The sequence below is a fragment of the Phormidesmis priestleyi ULC007 genome (genome assembly GCF_001895925.1).
Classification (GTDB): Bacteria; Cyanobacteriota; Cyanobacteriia; order Leptolyngbyales; family Leptolyngbyaceae; genus Phormidesmis_A; species Phormidesmis_A priestleyi_A.
This window is the reverse complement of the sequence record NZ_MPPI01000021.1, coordinates 62243-77950: the sequence shown is the minus strand read 5'-3', so window position 1 is coordinate 77950 and position 15708 is coordinate 62243. Positions and strand designations below refer to the sequence as shown.

Genomic DNA, 15708 nt, shown 5'->3' with positions numbered 1-15708 from the left:
CTTCTAAACTATGCAGTTGTCTTGGTTCAGCACGGGAAGAACCTTCGCTTTCGCGTCCGTTCCTCTCACCCGCTTGACTAATATAACTTGGCAAGGCGAACCGTGTCAAGCAAAAAGGGGAAATTTTCTTGAAATAGCCTTGGAAGCCTTTGGAGAAGGGCACTTTACTAGACTTGGTTCAATCTTCCACACAAGCTTGAAAGATTAAAGCGGTTTGTCTTCTGTTGCCCCCTTACTCATTCCTTTTACTCTCTCTAAACCAATTAATATTGACTTCTGCAATGCCTCGGTCAAAGCCTGAGCGGTTTGCTTGTTATTTGACTGACGATACTGGTCGGTTCGAATAGGCGGACTGATGAGGACGAAGACTCTAGCTCTTGGAGCAGCAGTAGGACTGTAGTAGAGAGAAATTGGGACGACGGACACCGAAAGCGGTTGGGTTGAGATCGCCTCAGCTTGTAGCACTAAACGAGCTAGTCCCGTCTTGAGAGGACGCAGAGGTTGATCGCGGACGATGCCGCCTTCGGGAAAAACAACCAGCTTTTTGCCACTGTGAAGCACTTCGATCGCAGTCCGCATACTAGAAACAGTGGGATGAACCGGGTCAACTGAAAAGCCTCCTAAGCGTCCAACGATCCAGCCCTGAATGCCTGTCATTTGATCAGACCTGGACATATATCTGAGGGATTCTGTACTTAGCAAAGCAAGTACCAACGAATCCCAACGGCTGAAGTGCTTGGATGCGAAAACGGCTGGACCTGTTTTTGGGAGATTCTCGCAACCGATAATTGTGATTCTTCCAAAATAAAGGTGCATGAAGGCGCGGTGGATAGGAACGATCGACCAGTAGAGCCAGGGAACGACTTTGGCAGATTTAGACACAGTTAGTTGCCTAGATTTTTGATCGTGAGGATTTGAGGAGGTGTGGCATCTGGAGGATAGAGGAAATCTACCTCAACTGAGCGACGATCGCCCGGTTTGATACTTAGCGTAATTAAAGGTTGTCCTTGCTGCCCTCTGCGTTGGACGAGATGGATGTAGCGAGTTTGAGAAAGACCTCGATCGTCGGTATGGCGAAGTCGTACTGTGCCGCGAGAGAAGATTCTGGAGTCTGGGGTAGACAGAAACAGGACTTCATTCTTGCTCTTGTTTTCTTTGAGAGGGGTTTGGACAACCAGTGCAACGGTTTGCAGTTGCTGGATTGTATTTTTGAGAGGCAAGGTGAGATTGTACTGGATACTATAATTAACGTTTGCTAGATAGGCTGTAGTATCAGGATAGCGAACTAGCATCGGAGCACTTTGAAGGTGCCTCGGAGACTCACGTTAATTTAAGTTTGCGTGTCAAGTCTGAAATTTGGATAAGTGATGCCACATTCGTCATTCAAAATTTATCAGACTTTTCCAAATCTTCGTTCTCGTTGCTGATAAGCGGCTAGTGCTTGGTGAAATTCTTGACGATCGAAGTCGGGCCACAGCGTATCGGTTACATAAATTTCGCTATAAGCCATTTGCCACAGCAGAAAGTTGCTTAACCGCATTTCACCACTTGTCCGAATCAATAAATCGGGATCACGGATGCCTGCGGTGTAGAGATGACGCTCAAACAGACCTTCATCAATGTCTTCGGGTTGCACAAGTCCCTGCTGAACTTGAATCGCGATCGCTCGACACGCCCTTAAAATTTCCTGCCGTCCGCCATAATTTGTGGCAACCGTGAAGCAAATGCCCTGGTTGTCTTGAGTTTCTAGCATCGATCGCTCAATTTCAGCCTGAAGGCTTCTGGGTAAAGCGCCGAGATTGCCGACAAACTTAATGCAAACATTCTCCTGCATCATTTCCCGCAGTTCTTGGCGCAGCACCCGCTCAAAAAGCGTCATCAAAAACTCAACCTCCTCAAGCGGTCTCCCCCAGTTTTCGGTCGAAAACGCATAGGCAGTTAGCGCTTGCACCCCCCAATCTCGACAGCACCGCAGCAACTCTTTCAGTGTATCGACCCCTCGCCGATGTCCCATAATTCGAGGTAGCCCTTGACGTTTTGCCCAACGTCCATTGCCGTCCATAATTACAGCAACGTGTTTGGGTAGCTGGTCTCGCTTTAGATCAGTCGGTAATTGTAAGACGGTGTGCTTGGCAGTCATTGTTTTTCGTGAGGAGCCGATGCTTGAGTGATAGAAAGTCAAATGAGTGAAGATTTACCGGAAGAAATTTGATAGAGCGATCGCACAGGGTTGCACTCTAGACTAACGACTCTGAACCACAACTAAAATAAATCTCTTGCAAAGATGTCATAGTACAAGAATCTGAGCTAGTCACTCTGATTTTTTGGATCTTTTGATTTGGGGTTGGGTCTCAGGCTGCTTTCAGAATCACCCATCTTTTTCTGTCGAAATAAGCGTGAGAATAGAGACAGTGCTTTACCAGAAATCTGACGGGCCAAACTCCGCAAATCGGGGGCGACGGGTTCACGATCGCCCGATTCAGAAAACCGCGCTTCTAGAAGTTCTTTTAGTTTACTGCTGGTTAGGGGACGGTTGAGTGCGCCTCTTTCGGCTAGAGAAATCGACCCTGTTTCTTCAGAAACGACGACACAGATACAGTTTTCAACCCTTTCGGTGATACCCATCGCGGCACGATGCCGAGTTCCTAACTGCCGAGAGGCTGTCCGCTCTGAGAGCGGTAAAATTACACCTGCCGCAATGATTCGGGAGCCTCTGATCAAGACTGCCCCATCGTGAAGTAAAGTTGTCGTTTGAAAGATAGTTTGAAGGAGTTCTTTAGAAACTTCAGCATTGAGCTTAACCCCTGGAACTGAGAAATCGCGCTCGTCGATCGGAATAGAAGTCTCTAAAATCAACAGTGCTCCTATCCGGTTTTGCGACAGTTCTTTAACAGCATCGACTATCTCGTCAATTACGCTGTCCGATCGCGGCAAGTTTCTTCGCGACGGCTGAAATAGCTGGAAGATTTCACCTCGTCCTAGCTGCTCTAAAAAACGACGAAACTCTGATTGCAGAATAAACGCCATTGCCACAGCCGCGCCAATGACCAAGTTATTGAGTACAAAGCTCAGAAGTTTCAGTTCTAATCTTTGGCTCACCGCTGCTGCCAGCATGAGCACAATAAAGCCTCTGACCATCCATAGAGTGCGGCGCTCACCGATGATCACCAACATCACATAGGTCAGCGCTAACACTAACCCAATATCAATCAGAAACCTGAGATTGTCGAGGATGAAAATCAACAAGGACTGTATCCAGTCGGGGTTTGTTAATAAGGATAAAGGGTCAAGTGTAGAGGGTGAAAGCGCCACAGGAGTGTTTCAAGCTGGATTTTATTCAATCTTCAAAACTACTTCACCCTTTACCCTTCCCGCTTTACCCTTCTTTCAATCTTTCTGGGAGGCGATCGTGGCGGATCAGATCTTCGTAGGTTTCGCGCTGCAAGATGACGTTTGCCTCTTCTGCATTTACCAAAACAGCCGCAGGGCGAGGCAGCCGATTGTAATTGGAGGACATGCTGTAATTGTAGGCTCCGGTTGCCATGACTACGAGAATGTCTCCCGATCGGGTTTCTGGCAGTTGCGCGTCTTTAATTAGAATATCGCCCGATTCGCAGTGTTTTCCAGCGATCGTAACTTGAGTGGCGATCGGGGCAGACATCCGATTTGCGACGACTGCACGATAAAGCGATTGATAGGTGATCGGGCGTGGATTATCTGACATTCCACCATCGACACTAATATAAGTGCGAATTCCAGGAACGGTTTTTTCCCCACCTATGGTGTAGGCCGTGACGCAAGCAGAGCCGATTAGCGATCGTCCCGGTTCCGATAATAATTTCGGCATCGGAATGTTTTGCTCTTGGCAGGCAGCAGCTACAGACTCACACACTACTTTTACCCATTCATCAATGCTGGGAGGATCATCCGATTCGCTATACCGAATGCCTAAACCGCCGCCGATGTTGAGTTCTTGAATCGTCAAACCATATTGTGCCGCTTTGCTCAACCACTGCACCATCACAGTTCCTAAGTCTTGGTGCGGTTGCAGTTCAAAGATTTGAGACCCGATGTGCGCGTGTAATCCTACAAATGCCAGCGAAGATTGTTGACTCACAAATTCAAACAGTTCGTCAACCTGATTGGGATCGAAGCCGAACTTACTATCCAGGTGCCCGGTGCGGATGTATTCGTGAGTGTGACACTCAATACCAGGCGTTAGGCGTAGCATGATCCGCACCGGCGTTTGACGATCGCAAGTCAAAGTTGCCAACGTCTTCAGTTCTAGCCAGTTGTCAACCACGATCGTGCAACCTGACTCGATCGCTAATCTCAATTCATCTAATGACTTATTATTGCCGTGCAGATAAAGCTTGTTAGGGTCAAGACCTGCTTTCAGAGCGGTATAGAGTTCGCCCCCTGAAACAATGTCGATTCCTAAGCCTTCGCTACCAACGATCGCGCAGACTGCCAAACAATTCCAGGCTTTCGAGGCGTAGAGAACTTGTGATTCTCCGGGGTAGTAGCGCTTAAACGCATCGCGGTATTGACGACAAGCGGTTCTCAATGTCACTTCGTCTAAGACATAAAGAGGAGAACCAAATTTTTGTGTCAGTTCAGAGATATCACAGCCGCCAATCTCTAAGCAGTCGTCGCGGTTGACTTGGGCAGTCAGGGGCAACAGGAATTGATTGGGCGATCGATCCCCAGAAGCCATTGAGTTAGGTAAATATTGCCGACCGGATTGCACTTCCACAGGTTGAGTCAATGTCATTTCGTTGTCTTCGTCCTCGATCGCGAACAGGTTAAAGCCATCTTTGTTATTACCAGTGTACAATTGGGGGCTGTGTATTCTGACCCGAATTCAACCCGCTTGTGTGACTTCCCTAGAACTTAGGCGTTTAACTTCAGAGTTTCTTCCGGCTGTTTTAGCCCTTGATCAGCTATGTTTTGGGGGTCTATGGACGTTAGAAGGCTATCAGAGAGAACTGGAAAGCCCTAATAGTGACCTGCTAATTTTAGTAGCTCATGGCTCCTCGTGTGTGCTGGGGTTGGGGTGCCTTTGGGCGATCTTAGACGAAGCTCATCTTACGATCGTCGCCGTTCACCCTAACTATCAGCGTCTAGGGTTTGGGCAGGCGATCTTGCTTGCCCTGCTGCAATCTGCTCGCCAACGAGGGTTAGAAAGAGCTACCCTAGAGGTAAGAATTTCTAATCAATCCGCGCTTAATCTATACCAAAAGTTTGATTTTCGCGAGGCAGGGCGACGAAAGCGCTACTACCCCGACACCGGAGAGGATGCCAGCATTCTTTGGCGTGGCGGACTGCAACACCCCAATTTTCCTAACCTTTTGACGAGTTGGCAGACGCAAATCTGCGATCGCCTTCATGAAAATAATTGGACTTTAATTGTTACCCCTGATACGTTTACGACAGAAGAATTTTTGTTGACAGACGCTTAAGGGTTCGGTGACAATCTGCCCTTGGCAATAAATTTCAGGCATCTAGCGATCCCGAACGATTGGGTTCGGTAATCGCGACTCTTCCCTGCGGCGTAAACCCAGTGGCGAGACAATTCCGCTATGTTAGAATCATCGGTACCGGCAACGCAGCAGGTGAGTGGAAATACGCCATGTTTGAACGCTTCACAGAAAAAGCCATTAAGGTGATCATGCTAGCCCAAGAGGAAGCTCGCCGCTTGGGTCATAACTTCGTAGGTACAGAGCAGATCCTCTTGGGTCTGATTGGAGAAGGGACCGGCGTCGCCGCCAAAGTACTGAAATCTATGGGCGTTAATCTCAAAGACGCTCGGATTGAGGTCGAGAAAATCATTGGTCGAGGTTCTGGCTTTGTTGCCGTGGAAATTCCCTTTACCCCACGGGCGAAGCGAGTTCTAGAACTGTCTCTTGAAGAGGCTCGTCAGTTAGGTCACAACTACATTGGCACTGAGCACCTGCTCTTGGGTCTGATTCGAGAAGGTGAAGGAGTCGCTGCTAGGGTGCTTGAAAACCTGGGTGTCGATCTCTCCAAGGTTCGCACTCAAGTGATTCGCATGTTGGGTGAAACCGCCGAGGTTTCTCCGGGCGGCGGTCAAGGGCGAACCAAGACTCCGACGCTAGACGAGTTTGGTGCAAACCTGACTCAGATGGCAGCCGACGGAAAGCTCGACCCCGTAGTCGGTCGTCAAAAAGAAATTGAACGAGTGATCCAGATCTTGGGTCGCCGCACTAAGAACAACCCTGTTCTGATCGGTGAGCCGGGTGTGGGTAAAACTGCGATCGCAGAAGGGCTTGCCCAGCGCATTGCCAATGACGACATTCCAGACATTTTGGAAGACAAGCGCGTCATGACCTTAGACATTGGTCTACTGGTTGCAGGCACCAAATATCGGGGCGAATTTGAAGAGCGCCTCAAGAAGATCATGGACGAGATTCGGTCTGCTGGAAACGTCATTCTGGTGATCGACGAAGTTCATACCTTAATTGGGGCAGGGGCTGCTGAAGGCGCGATCGACGCTGCCAATATCCTCAAGCCAGCTTTGGCACGAGGCGAGTTGCAGTGCATCGGTGCCACCACGCTCGATGAATATCGTAAGCATATTGAGCGAGACGCTGCCCTAGAGCGCCGCTTTCAGCCCGTCATGGTGGGCGAACCCTCTGTTGACGAAACGATCGAGATTCTGCGAGGTCTGCGCGAACGCTACGAGCAGCACCACAAACTGAAGATCTCGGATGCTGCCCTTGAGGCGGCTGCCAAGCTCTCAGACCGCTACATCTCCGATCGCTTCCTACCCGACAAAGCGATCGACTTAGTTGACGAAGCAGGTTCCCGCGTCCGGTTAATTAACTCTCAGTTACCACCTGCTGCCAAGGAACTGGATCGGGAATTGCGCCAAGTCCTCAAAGATAAAGACGACGCGGTGCGGTCACAAAACTTTGACCGTGCAGGCGAATTGCGCGATCGCGAAACGGAAATCAAAACTGAGATTCGTTCGATCGCTCAAACCAAAAAAACAACAGATGCGTCGGGTGATGATGTGTCTCCCATTGTGGACGAGGAAGATATCGCTCACATTGTGGCTTCGTGGACAGGCGTTCCGGTGAATAAACTTACCGAATCTGAGTCTGAAAAGCTGCTGCACATGGAAGACACGCTGCACACGCGGCTGATTGGTCAAGATGAAGCGGTGAAAGCAGTGTCTCGTGCGATTCGTCGGGCGCGAGTGGGCTTGAAAAATCCTAATCGTCCGATCGCGAGCTTTATCTTCTCCGGGCCAACTGGGGTGGGTAAGACTGAGTTAACGAAAGCGCTGGCTGCCTACTTCTTCGGCTCCGAAGATTCCATGATTCGGCTCGACATGTCCGAGTTTATGGAGCGGCACACTGTTTCTAAGCTGATTGGTTCGCCTCCTGGCTATGTGGGCTACAACGAAGGGGGGCAGTTGACCGAAGCCGTTCGTCGTAAACCCTACACTGTCGTGCTGTTTGATGAAATTGAGAAGGCGCACCCAGATGTGTTTAACATGCTGCTGCAAATTCTTGAAGATGGTCGTCTAACAGATGCTAAGGGTCGCACTGTTGACTTTAAGAACACGTTGCTGATCATGACCTCGAACATTGGTTCTAAGGTGATTGAGAAGGGTGGCGGCGGTTTGGGCTTTGAGTTTGCCAACGAAGACGTTGCAGAGTCGCAGTACAACCGAATCCGCTCATTGGTCAACGAAGAACTGAAGAACTACTTCCGTCCTGAGTTTCTTAACCGTCTAGACGAAATCATCGTCTTCCGTCAATTGATCAAAGAAGAAGTTAAGCAAATTGCAGACATCATGCTCAACGATGTCTTCAAGCGTCTGACTGAGCAGGGGATCACGCTGGAAGTCACTGAACGATTTAAGGATCGTTTGGTCGATGAAGGCTTTAACCCCAGCTATGGAGCGCGTCCTTTACGTCGAGCCATTATGCGCTTGCTAGAAGACTCTCTCGCTGAGGAGATTCTCACGGCCCGCATCAAAGACGGCGATGTCGCAATCATGGATGTGGATGAGACCGGACAGGTAAAAGTTCTGCAAGGAGAGAAGCGAGAGCTACTTCCTCTTCCGCAAGCGGTTGAGTAAGCTCTAGGTCTCTAACTTTAGTTAATTTTTTGAGTGGTAGAAGTTCTGAAATTTCTACCACTTTTTTGTATCAATTGAGTTGAGCTTAATCGCACAAAAAGCTTTGTGATTCTGAAAGGCTCGTAAAACTTAATAAACTAGCTTTAAATAAGAAAATACAATACAGCGCAAGTTCGGTAGAACCTATTACTATTAATTCCATTCATACAAGGAATTATCTCTTATGGCAAGAAGTGGATTCTTAGCAGATTTTCAGAAATTTCTGATGCGGGGAAACGTTATTGATTTAGCGGTTGCGGTCATTATTGGCAGCGCATTCAATCAAATCGTCACTTCCCTTGTAGAAGACATCATTACGCCCGTAATTCTCAACCCTGCCCTGCAAGCAGCTAAGGTAGACAATTTGCAAAGTTTGAATTTCAATGGGATTAAATATGGGGTCTTTCTGGCTGCAATTATCAACTTCATCGTGATTGCGTTTTCTATTTTTCTCCTGATTCGGGCGTTTGAGAAGGCGAAGAAGCGGTTTCAGCATCAAGAAGCCGTTTCAGAAGCGGAGGCTGCTGACCCAGTTGTTTTGTCTCAAGAGCGCTTGACGGGAGCGATCGAGCGTCTCACTTCATCACTGGAAAGTCGATAAGCAACGGAGCGATCGCTTGACTTTCTGGGGAAGTTAGGCGATCGCTCCATGACTATTCCAAAACTTCTAAGACGGCTTTGGGTAATAGTTGATCTTTAAACCAAACAATTCTGGCAGATGTATCGTTAAAGTTGACTCCTGCTTTTTCTAGGTTGAGCCGCTCAGAGATTGCCAAAATCAAGTCGTCGCGTCCTGCCTGTCGCACTTGAGAAAACTTCTTTTTGAGATATTCTGGTCGCCAATAGCCGACGATTTCTAGCAAAAAGGTGCGTCCGTCAGGGTGAACGAGCCGAAAATCGGGAATCATCACGCTGCCAGGAATCGGAATTAAGTCTACTTCTCGCTCTAGTTGCCACTCAGTTTTAGCTTTTTGCCAGCGTTCGACAAACCCCGCTTCTAACATACTGTCGTAGGTTTTGCCAGGGGGATAGTGGCTGACTAACCCACATTCTGATTCGAGGGCAAAGCGTCCGGTGCGAGTCTTGCCAGAGTAGCTATCGTTGACTTGCAGTTCGGCAGTTAGGCTCCATTTAGAGACATGAAGCAGCGCGGGAAGCAGTTTGGCGATCGCCAATCCATATCGGGTAGATGGCTTAAACAAACTCGTCGGCCCGTCAACGGTTAGCGTAAAGCCGTGATCGGCATCGCCCTCAATATAGGTCATTAACTGAAACAGTTTGACGTAGCGAAACAGCAGTTTATATTGACCTGGATCGTTGCGATGAGCATTTAGAATCAGATGGCTGGCACGGTAAAAAACCCCTTGCACTTGAGAAAGATTATAGCGATGTAGTAAGGCTTCTGAAGTCGGAACTTCAAACTCAGTTAGGATTTGATTGTCGGGAAGATCGGCGTAAAGTCCCGATCGGATCTGGTCAGTTAACACTTCATGACCCAACTCTTGAGTGAGAAGATCTGCGAGATGATCGAGCGTGATTTGTGTTGCTTGAACACTGGGCGCAACTTGAGCAGACAGCGCAAAAATTCGCTCTCTCAGCATCGGTGGCTCTAAAGGACTAATGGTTTCAAAGGTGCTAAACCCACTGTTGAGGAGATGGGCAAGTCCGCGTTTGATGCGATAGTCGGTTTCTTCGCCTTCAAGTTCTAATAGTTGGCGGTTGAGTTCGCCTTTAGTGATGCCTTTGGCTTCTTGAAATAGAGTGATCAAATCTTGAGCGATCGCCAGATTGGATTGATCGAGCTTTAACCGCTTCGGAACCAACTCTTCACCGCTAAACCGATGCATTAACAGATCAGATGGCAGCATTAGTTCCAGATCTCGCGTAAATCAAGGATGAATTCAGGGAGGACGGTTTCTTCAGAGAGGGGGTTGGGGCGATCGAGAATCTCGATCGGTTGACCTGGACGATAGATTTCAACCTGTTGATCTTGTGGATTAATCAACCAGCCTAGAGATGCCCCATTTTCTAGATACTCTCGAATTTTTGCGCGTGCGTCTTCTAAATCGTCAGTCGGAGAGCGCAACTCGATCACAAAATCAGGACATAGCGGAATAAATTTCTTTTTCTGCTCAGGAGTTAGACTATCCCATCGGTCTTGCTGAACCCATGTGGCATCGGACGCGCTGCTTCGCAGATACCGCAAGGGTCGAGTTGCCCCGTTAGGCAGTTTGAACCCGGTTGAAGAATCAAAACTTTTACCCAGTTTCTTTTGCTGATTCCAAAACCAGAGCTGCCCCGTTAAGCCAGAATTCCAGTTTCCTGTTTCGCCACCAGTCGGTGACATAACAATTAATTCTCCTTGGGAAGTGCGCTCAAATCTCAAGTCTCGGTTGGCGCGACAGATTTGCTCAAATTGCTCGTCAGTCAATTCCAAAGCGGGTTTTAGATTAAGGGTGAGGCTTGTTAGCTGCATGACGAACTCTCAATTGCTGTGAAAGCAGAAATTTTGCTCGTAGCATTCTTGTAGTTTAACGACTCTGTGTAACTTCTTTGATTTTGCCACGTCATAATGAAAGGCAGCATTACGATCGAGAGACGGGTTATATGTTGAAATCACGGTGGCAATGGGTAATCGCGATCGCGGTCTTAATTTTGATCGCAGTGGGTAGCGTTTGGCTGTTTCGGCAACAACCCACGTCAGAACCAAACCCATCGCTGATTGGAGTCACTTCTAACCTTCATGCCAAGATGGGTATTCCTAAGAATGTAAAGGAGACTAATCCAGATGATGAGTATCTGTTGCAAAGCCCAGACCGACCTTATGTTACGTCTTACAACAACAGTAAGCTAATTCCCAATTGGTCAAGCTGGCAGTTAAACAAAGATTGGCTAGGAAATGTCCCGCGCCGTAACGATTTTCGTCCTGATCCGGCGTTGCCAAAGGGCTGGTATCAAGTTAGGTCTAGTGACTATAACAACAGTGGATACGATCGTGGACACATGACTCCGGCTGCTGATCGTGACAATACTCCCCAAAATATTTCTGCCACGTTCTTAATGACAAACATTGTGCCGCAAGCGCCTGATAATAATCAGGGCCCTTGGGCGCAGTTAGAGAACTATAGTCGTGGTTTAGTAGAGCAAGGAAAGGAACTATACATCATCGCGGGTGGCTATGGAAACACGCGATCGATTGGGAAGGGCAATGTCAAAATTGTGGTGCCCGATCGGGTTTGGAAAGTAATTGTCGTTATGGATAAGACTGGGTTGAGCGCTAGTGATGTGACGGCAAATACGCGGATTATTGCGATCGATATGCCCAATCAGCAAGGCATCAAAGATATGGATTGGCGCAAATATCGAGTCAGCGTTGATTTGATTGAAGAGAGAACGGGCTATAACTTTTTGACCAATGTGCCAGATGCAGCGCAGGTGCAACTTGAGGAAAAAGTCGATAAAGTCGTTGAGCGGGTCAATTAGTAGGCTAAGTTTCGACAGCTTTTGTGGTGATTCCAGCGAGGTGACTATTTGGAGTTTGTCCAATAATGTAGATATCTAACTGAATCTCACCGAGTCGGTAGACTTTGAGGTGAGTGAGATGCTGTTTGAGTGTGGCGACAAGTTGCTGATATTTTTTCATCGTTTCAATTTCTTCGTCACTATACCAGTCTTGTGATTGAGTAACAAATTCAAAAAAAGAGTCGAGGTCAACAGTCTTGACGATCGTATCTATTGAGTGATGAGTCAATTCTAATAGCTGCTCATCGGTCAAGTCAGAAGCTGTTTGGTCTTGCCAGCAAAACGCCTCAAATGGATGCTCTGACTCAGTGATCCACAGTAGATTGTCGCAGGCTGCTTTGAGTTGAGTGATCAGGTCTGAGGAATCTTGAGTCATGAGGAGTTACCAGTCTGCTTCGGGTTCGGCGGCACGAGGAATTGATTTCTTAGGAACAGCATAAACCGAAGGGGGCGGCACTAACTCTAGTTGATGTTGCGGTGATTTTGTAGGAGATTTCTCCCCTTTGCGACGACGAGAAACACCTTCTTCGCTAGTGTCTTCTGCCACGACTTCGTAAAGCAACGCTAACTTGGTGGGATCTTTGCCTTTGCGTAGAATTCGCCCTAATCGCTGAATATATTCGCGAGTAGAACCTGTACCCGACAGCACGATCGCGACACTCGCCTCCGGGACATCAACGCCTTCATTTAAAACTCGTGAAGCAACCAACGTTTTATAGTCCCCTTGCTTAAATCGAGTCAGAACATCGTGCCGTTCTTTAACTGGAGTTTGATGCGTAATTGCAGGAATCAGAAACTCTTGAGAGATGCGATAGACGGTGGCGTTGTCATCTGTAAAAATCAGAGTCCGTTCAGGGTAATGTTGTGATAAGAGATCGGCTAGAATTCGGAGTTTTCCTTCGGTGCCAAAGGCGATCGCTTTTGCTTCTCGGTGCGCCAACATGGCTTTACGTCCGGCTTTCGATCGGGCACTGGCTTGCACAAATCGTTGCCATCCCTGAGCGCTGCTGAGATAAATATTCGCTTCTTTTAGGAAGGCGTTGCGGATTTGAACTAAGCGATCGTAGCGGTCTCGCTCTTGTTTGGAAAGCTTAACTTTGATTTGAGTCGCTTTGTGTTTTGCCAGTGCTGAACCGGATAATTCTTCTGCGGTTTTGCGATAGACTTCTGCACCGATTAAAGTGTTTAGATCTTCGTGTTTGCCGTCTGTGCGTTCGGGTGTTGCCGTTAATCCTAATCGATAGGGCGCGATCGCAAATTCTGCAATCACTCGGTTGAAGCCACTCGGTAAATGATGGCATTCATCGAACACTAACAACGCGTATTGATTGCCGAGTGTTTCAGCATTAATCGCAGCGCTATCGTAGGTTGACACGAGAATGGGAGTGCGATCGCGTGATCCGCCTCCCAGTAACCCGACTTCGACATCGGGAAACGCCGCCGTTAAGTGTGCATACCACTGGTGCATCAAGTCTAATGTAGGCACCATCACCAACGTACTGCGCTGCGTAATTTGCATCGCCAATTGCGCTAGATAGGTTTTTCCAGCAGCAGTCGGGAGAACGACAACTCCCATCCGCCCGGCATGTCTCCATGCGTCGAGGGCTTCTTGCTGGTGTGGATAGGGTTCCATCTCTAAACTAGGCACCATTTCAACTTCTGCAAAAGCTTTAGCTTTGTCATCAAGCTCGGTGCCTTCAGCGCGGAGTGCCAGAACCAAATTGCGATATTGGTGAGCGGGAATGCGGAATCGTTCGATGCGATCGTCCCAAATTGCATAGTCCATCCATGCCCTCCCTTTAGGTGGGGGATGCAAAATCAGAGTGCCACGATCGAACTTGAGCGTAGGAGTACGAGCCATAAGTTTTGCTCAGAACACTTGTTCGCTTGTATGACGTTTATCGTGTCATCTCTGAGAGGGTTTCGCAAGCCAAAAGGCGAGATTAAGGGTGGAAACCCAAACTGCCTTATGGAAGGATGAGGATTAAGACAGGCTGCTGGTCAAGCATCAGGATCGATTCCCATTGCTCTCAGTTGCTCTTCAAGTCGCTCGGCTCTGGCTTCAGCTCGTTCCGCTCGTTGTCGCTCCTGCTCCGCTCGTTGCTGCTCTTGTTTGGCTTGCTCTGCTCCAGTCGGTACAATGCCATCGCGGGTACACCAGCGTAACCAGCGATCGTGCTTACCTTCAAATACACCATCCCAGATAGTTAAGCCGATGCCCACCTGTTCTAGCCAGGTTTCTGTCATCGCTTGATAGCGGTTTCCTCGCCGCTCAAAGACTCTCAGGAGGGTGTCTCCCAACTGTTGGAGGGGATCAAACACCACATAGTAAGCCACGCCGATCTGAGGATAGTCTCTAAGCTTACTGCCCAACTCATTACCTTCTTTGTTAGAGACAATCTCGATCGCGACATCGGGCGGTTTACCAAACTCCCACACGAGATACGTGCGATTTTTTTTCTCATGCCAGTTTTCAGGAATTTCGACGTTGAGGCTCAGAAACACATCAGGCACGATCGGAGGCTGACGTACTGCATAAAATACTCCGACGTTTGCTGCCAGCAGAGAGGGACAATCAAGCACCGCAGAATTGCTGTAAAGCGGTTCTGTTAAGAGACGCTGTTGTTTTTCGGTAATTAAATTATCCAAAGGGGTGTTGTCCTCAATCACCAGGTCTTGCAGGTCGGGCGACAGATCAACTTCATGGGCGAGACTTTGCGACATGAGAAAACCCTCTGGCTTTAATGGCAATTCTGAAGCAAGCTTGCTTTACAATCGTAGCTGTTTATGGTGATCTTACACAAAGGTGGCACGAGGACGGATTAAGGGTGGGATACTCATAGTATCGTTGCCGATTTAGAGTCTAGATAAGTATGGTTTTTTCTAGTCAATCTCCGATCGGAGTCGCGATCGTCGGCACAGGCTTCGGTCAAAAAGTTCACATGCCGGGGTTTCAACAACATCCGCGCACCCAGATTGTGGCGGTCTATCATCGTGATTTAGAGAAAGCACGAGCGATCGCTCAAGCTCACAATATTCCTCATGCCTGCCAAACGTTAGAAGAGATTGTCTCGCTGCCAGACGTTCAAGCGGTTAGTATTTCAACGCCGCCGTTTTTGCACTATGAGATGGCAAAGACAGTACTCGAAGCCGGAAAACATTTGCTGTTAGAAAAACCGACTGCGTTATCGGTGTCACAAGCGCGGCAATTGCAAGAATTAGCGGCGCAGAGAAACGCGATCGCGACGATGAACTTTGAGTTTCGCTTTGTCCCAGCATGGCAGCGATTAGCGGAATTAATTTCAGAAGGCTATGTCGGACAAAAACGCTTGATTAAAGTTGACTGGCTGGTGTCGAGTCGCGCTGATGCTTCGCGCCCCTGGAATTGGTATGCCCAAAAAGATCAGGGCGGCGGTGCACTGGGCGCGATCGGATCTCACGCTTTTGACTATATCGCCTGGTTATTTGGCTCGACAAAACGTCTGTGTGCGCGTCTGCAAGTTTCGATTCCAGAGCGACCCGATCCCAATTCTGGACAGTTGAAGCTCGTGGATGCTGATGACACTTGTTTAATCATGCTCGAATTAGCCGACGGAACGCCCTGCCAGATTTGCTTAAGTGCTGCCACTTATCAGGGACGCGGGCACTGGGTCGAAGTCTATGGCGATCGCGGCACACTCATTCTCGGCAGTGACCATCAAAAAGACTATGTTCACGGCTTCAGGCTGTTGGGCAGTCAAAATGGGCAGCCGTTGGCGGAGTTAGAGATTCCTAAGCGCCTCGCGTTTCCTCAAGTCTATGCTGACGGCAGAATTGCGCCCTTCATTCGAGTGGTCGATCAGTTTGTGTTGGGCATCGATCGCCGCGAGTCTCTGCCGCCCTCGCTCAAAGAAGGCGTTTATTCACAACTCCTGATGGATTTAGCTCACGAATCGAATGAGACAGGAACCTGGGTGAATGTGCCCGATCGAGAATGACCGCCTACTTTTTATAAAAGTCTAGTACAAAATAACCCTTTTTCTGATAGGTTTGAT

General features: G+C 48.4%; 14 protein-coding genes and 1 pseudogene. 5 read left to right on the top strand and 10 right to left on the bottom strand.

Annotation, left to right across the window (positions count from 1 at the left end; all coding sequences use genetic code 11):
• Positions 1–204: 204 nt before the first annotated feature.
• The 5 genes and pseudogenes from BRW63_RS17225 to lysA form a co-directional block, all read right to left on the bottom strand.
• On the bottom strand, positions 205–816 hold the full coding sequence (locus BRW63_RS17225) for a lysophospholipid acyltransferase family protein (protein WP_083583024.1): 612 nt from the start codon (positions 814–816) through the stop codon (positions 205–207).
• Positions 817–884: 68 nt separating this feature from the next.
• Positions 885–1298, bottom strand: a pseudogene (locus BRW63_RS17220) (DUF3370 family protein); the annotation flags it as partial.
• Positions 1299–1393: 95 nt separating this feature from the next.
• Positions 1394–2140, bottom strand: coding sequence for an isoprenyl transferase (locus BRW63_RS17215; protein WP_073073279.1), 747 nt, complete (start codon positions 2138–2140; stop codon positions 1394–1396).
• Positions 2141–2307: 167 nt separating this feature from the next.
• Positions 2308–3246, bottom strand: a complete 939-nt coding sequence (gene cdaA, locus BRW63_RS17210; protein WP_223257411.1) for a diadenylate cyclase CdaA — start codon at positions 3244–3246, stop codon at positions 2308–2310.
• A gap of 130 nt (positions 3247–3376) precedes the next feature.
• Positions 3377–4837, bottom strand: a complete 1461-nt coding sequence (gene lysA / locus BRW63_RS17205; protein ID WP_317615825.1) for a diaminopimelate decarboxylase — start codon at positions 4835–4837, stop codon at positions 3377–3379.
• Between lysA and rimI the strand changes: the two genes are divergently transcribed.
• The 3 genes from rimI to mscL all read left to right on the top strand — a co-directional run bounded on the left by rimI (position 4830) and on the right by mscL (position 8753).
• Entirely contained in the window at positions 4830–5462 is a 633-nt protein-coding gene (gene rimI / locus BRW63_RS17200) for a ribosomal protein S18-alanine N-acetyltransferase (protein WP_223257410.1), read from the top strand. The genes lysA and rimI overlap by 8 nt on opposite strands.
• A gap of 170 nt (positions 5463–5632) precedes the next feature.
• The gene (locus BRW63_RS17195; protein ID WP_073073276.1) at positions 5633–8113 is read left to right on the top strand and encodes an ATP-dependent Clp protease ATP-binding subunit; all 2481 of its coding nucleotides are present in this window, start codon (positions 5633–5635) and stop codon (positions 8111–8113) included.
• Between the two features lie 223 nt (positions 8114–8336).
• The gene (gene mscL, locus BRW63_RS17190) at positions 8337–8753 is read left to right on the top strand and encodes a large conductance mechanosensitive channel protein MscL (RefSeq protein ID WP_073073274.1); all 417 of its coding nucleotides are present in this window, start codon (positions 8337–8339) and stop codon (positions 8751–8753) included.
• A 52-nt stretch (positions 8754–8805) separates the two neighbouring features.
• Here mscL and BRW63_RS17185 read toward each other — a convergent pair whose 3' ends face one another.
• On the bottom strand, positions 8806–10020 hold the full coding sequence (locus BRW63_RS17185) for a DUF790 family protein (RefSeq protein ID WP_073073272.1): 1215 nt from the start codon (positions 10018–10020) through the stop codon (positions 8806–8808).
• Positions 10020–10628 (bottom strand): Uma2 family endonuclease, encoded by a 609-nt coding sequence (locus BRW63_RS17180; RefSeq protein ID WP_073073270.1) that lies wholly within the window; start codon positions 10626–10628, stop codon positions 10020–10022. The genes BRW63_RS17185 and BRW63_RS17180 overlap by 1 nt, the downstream gene beginning before the upstream one ends.
• A gap of 131 nt (positions 10629–10759) precedes the next feature.
• Here BRW63_RS17180 and BRW63_RS17175 point away from each other — a divergent pair, with 131 nt between their 5' ends.
• Positions 10760–11635: a DNA/RNA non-specific endonuclease gene (locus tag BRW63_RS17175; RefSeq protein ID WP_073073268.1), complete on the top strand. Its 876-nt coding sequence runs from the start codon at positions 10760–10762 to the stop codon at positions 11633–11635.
• A 4-nt stretch (positions 11636–11639) separates the two neighbouring features.
• On the opposite strand, the gene BRW63_RS17170 is transcribed toward BRW63_RS17175, so the two are convergent.
• From BRW63_RS17170 to BRW63_RS17160, 3 genes are all read right to left on the bottom strand, one after another.
• Complete coding sequence (locus BRW63_RS17170) at positions 11640–12050, bottom strand: nuclease A inhibitor family protein (RefSeq protein ID WP_073073267.1); 411 nt, start codon at positions 12048–12050, stop codon at positions 11640–11642.
• Positions 12051–12056: 6 nt separating this feature from the next.
• Entirely contained in the window at positions 12057–13535 is a 1479-nt protein-coding gene (locus tag BRW63_RS17165; protein ID WP_073073265.1) for a DEAD/DEAH box helicase, read from the bottom strand.
• Between the two features lie 140 nt (positions 13536–13675).
• On the bottom strand, positions 13676–14398 hold the full coding sequence (locus BRW63_RS17160) for a Uma2 family endonuclease (RefSeq protein WP_073073263.1): 723 nt from the start codon (positions 14396–14398) through the stop codon (positions 13676–13678).
• 149 nt (positions 14399–14547) lie between these two features.
• Between BRW63_RS17160 and BRW63_RS17155 the strand changes: the two genes are divergently transcribed.
• Positions 14548–15651 carry a Gfo/Idh/MocA family protein gene (locus tag BRW63_RS17155; protein ID WP_073073262.1) on the top strand — a complete coding sequence of 368 codons (1104 nt, stop codon included), beginning with the start codon at positions 14548–14550 and terminating at the stop codon, positions 15649–15651.
• Positions 15652–15708 lie beyond the last annotated feature (57 nt).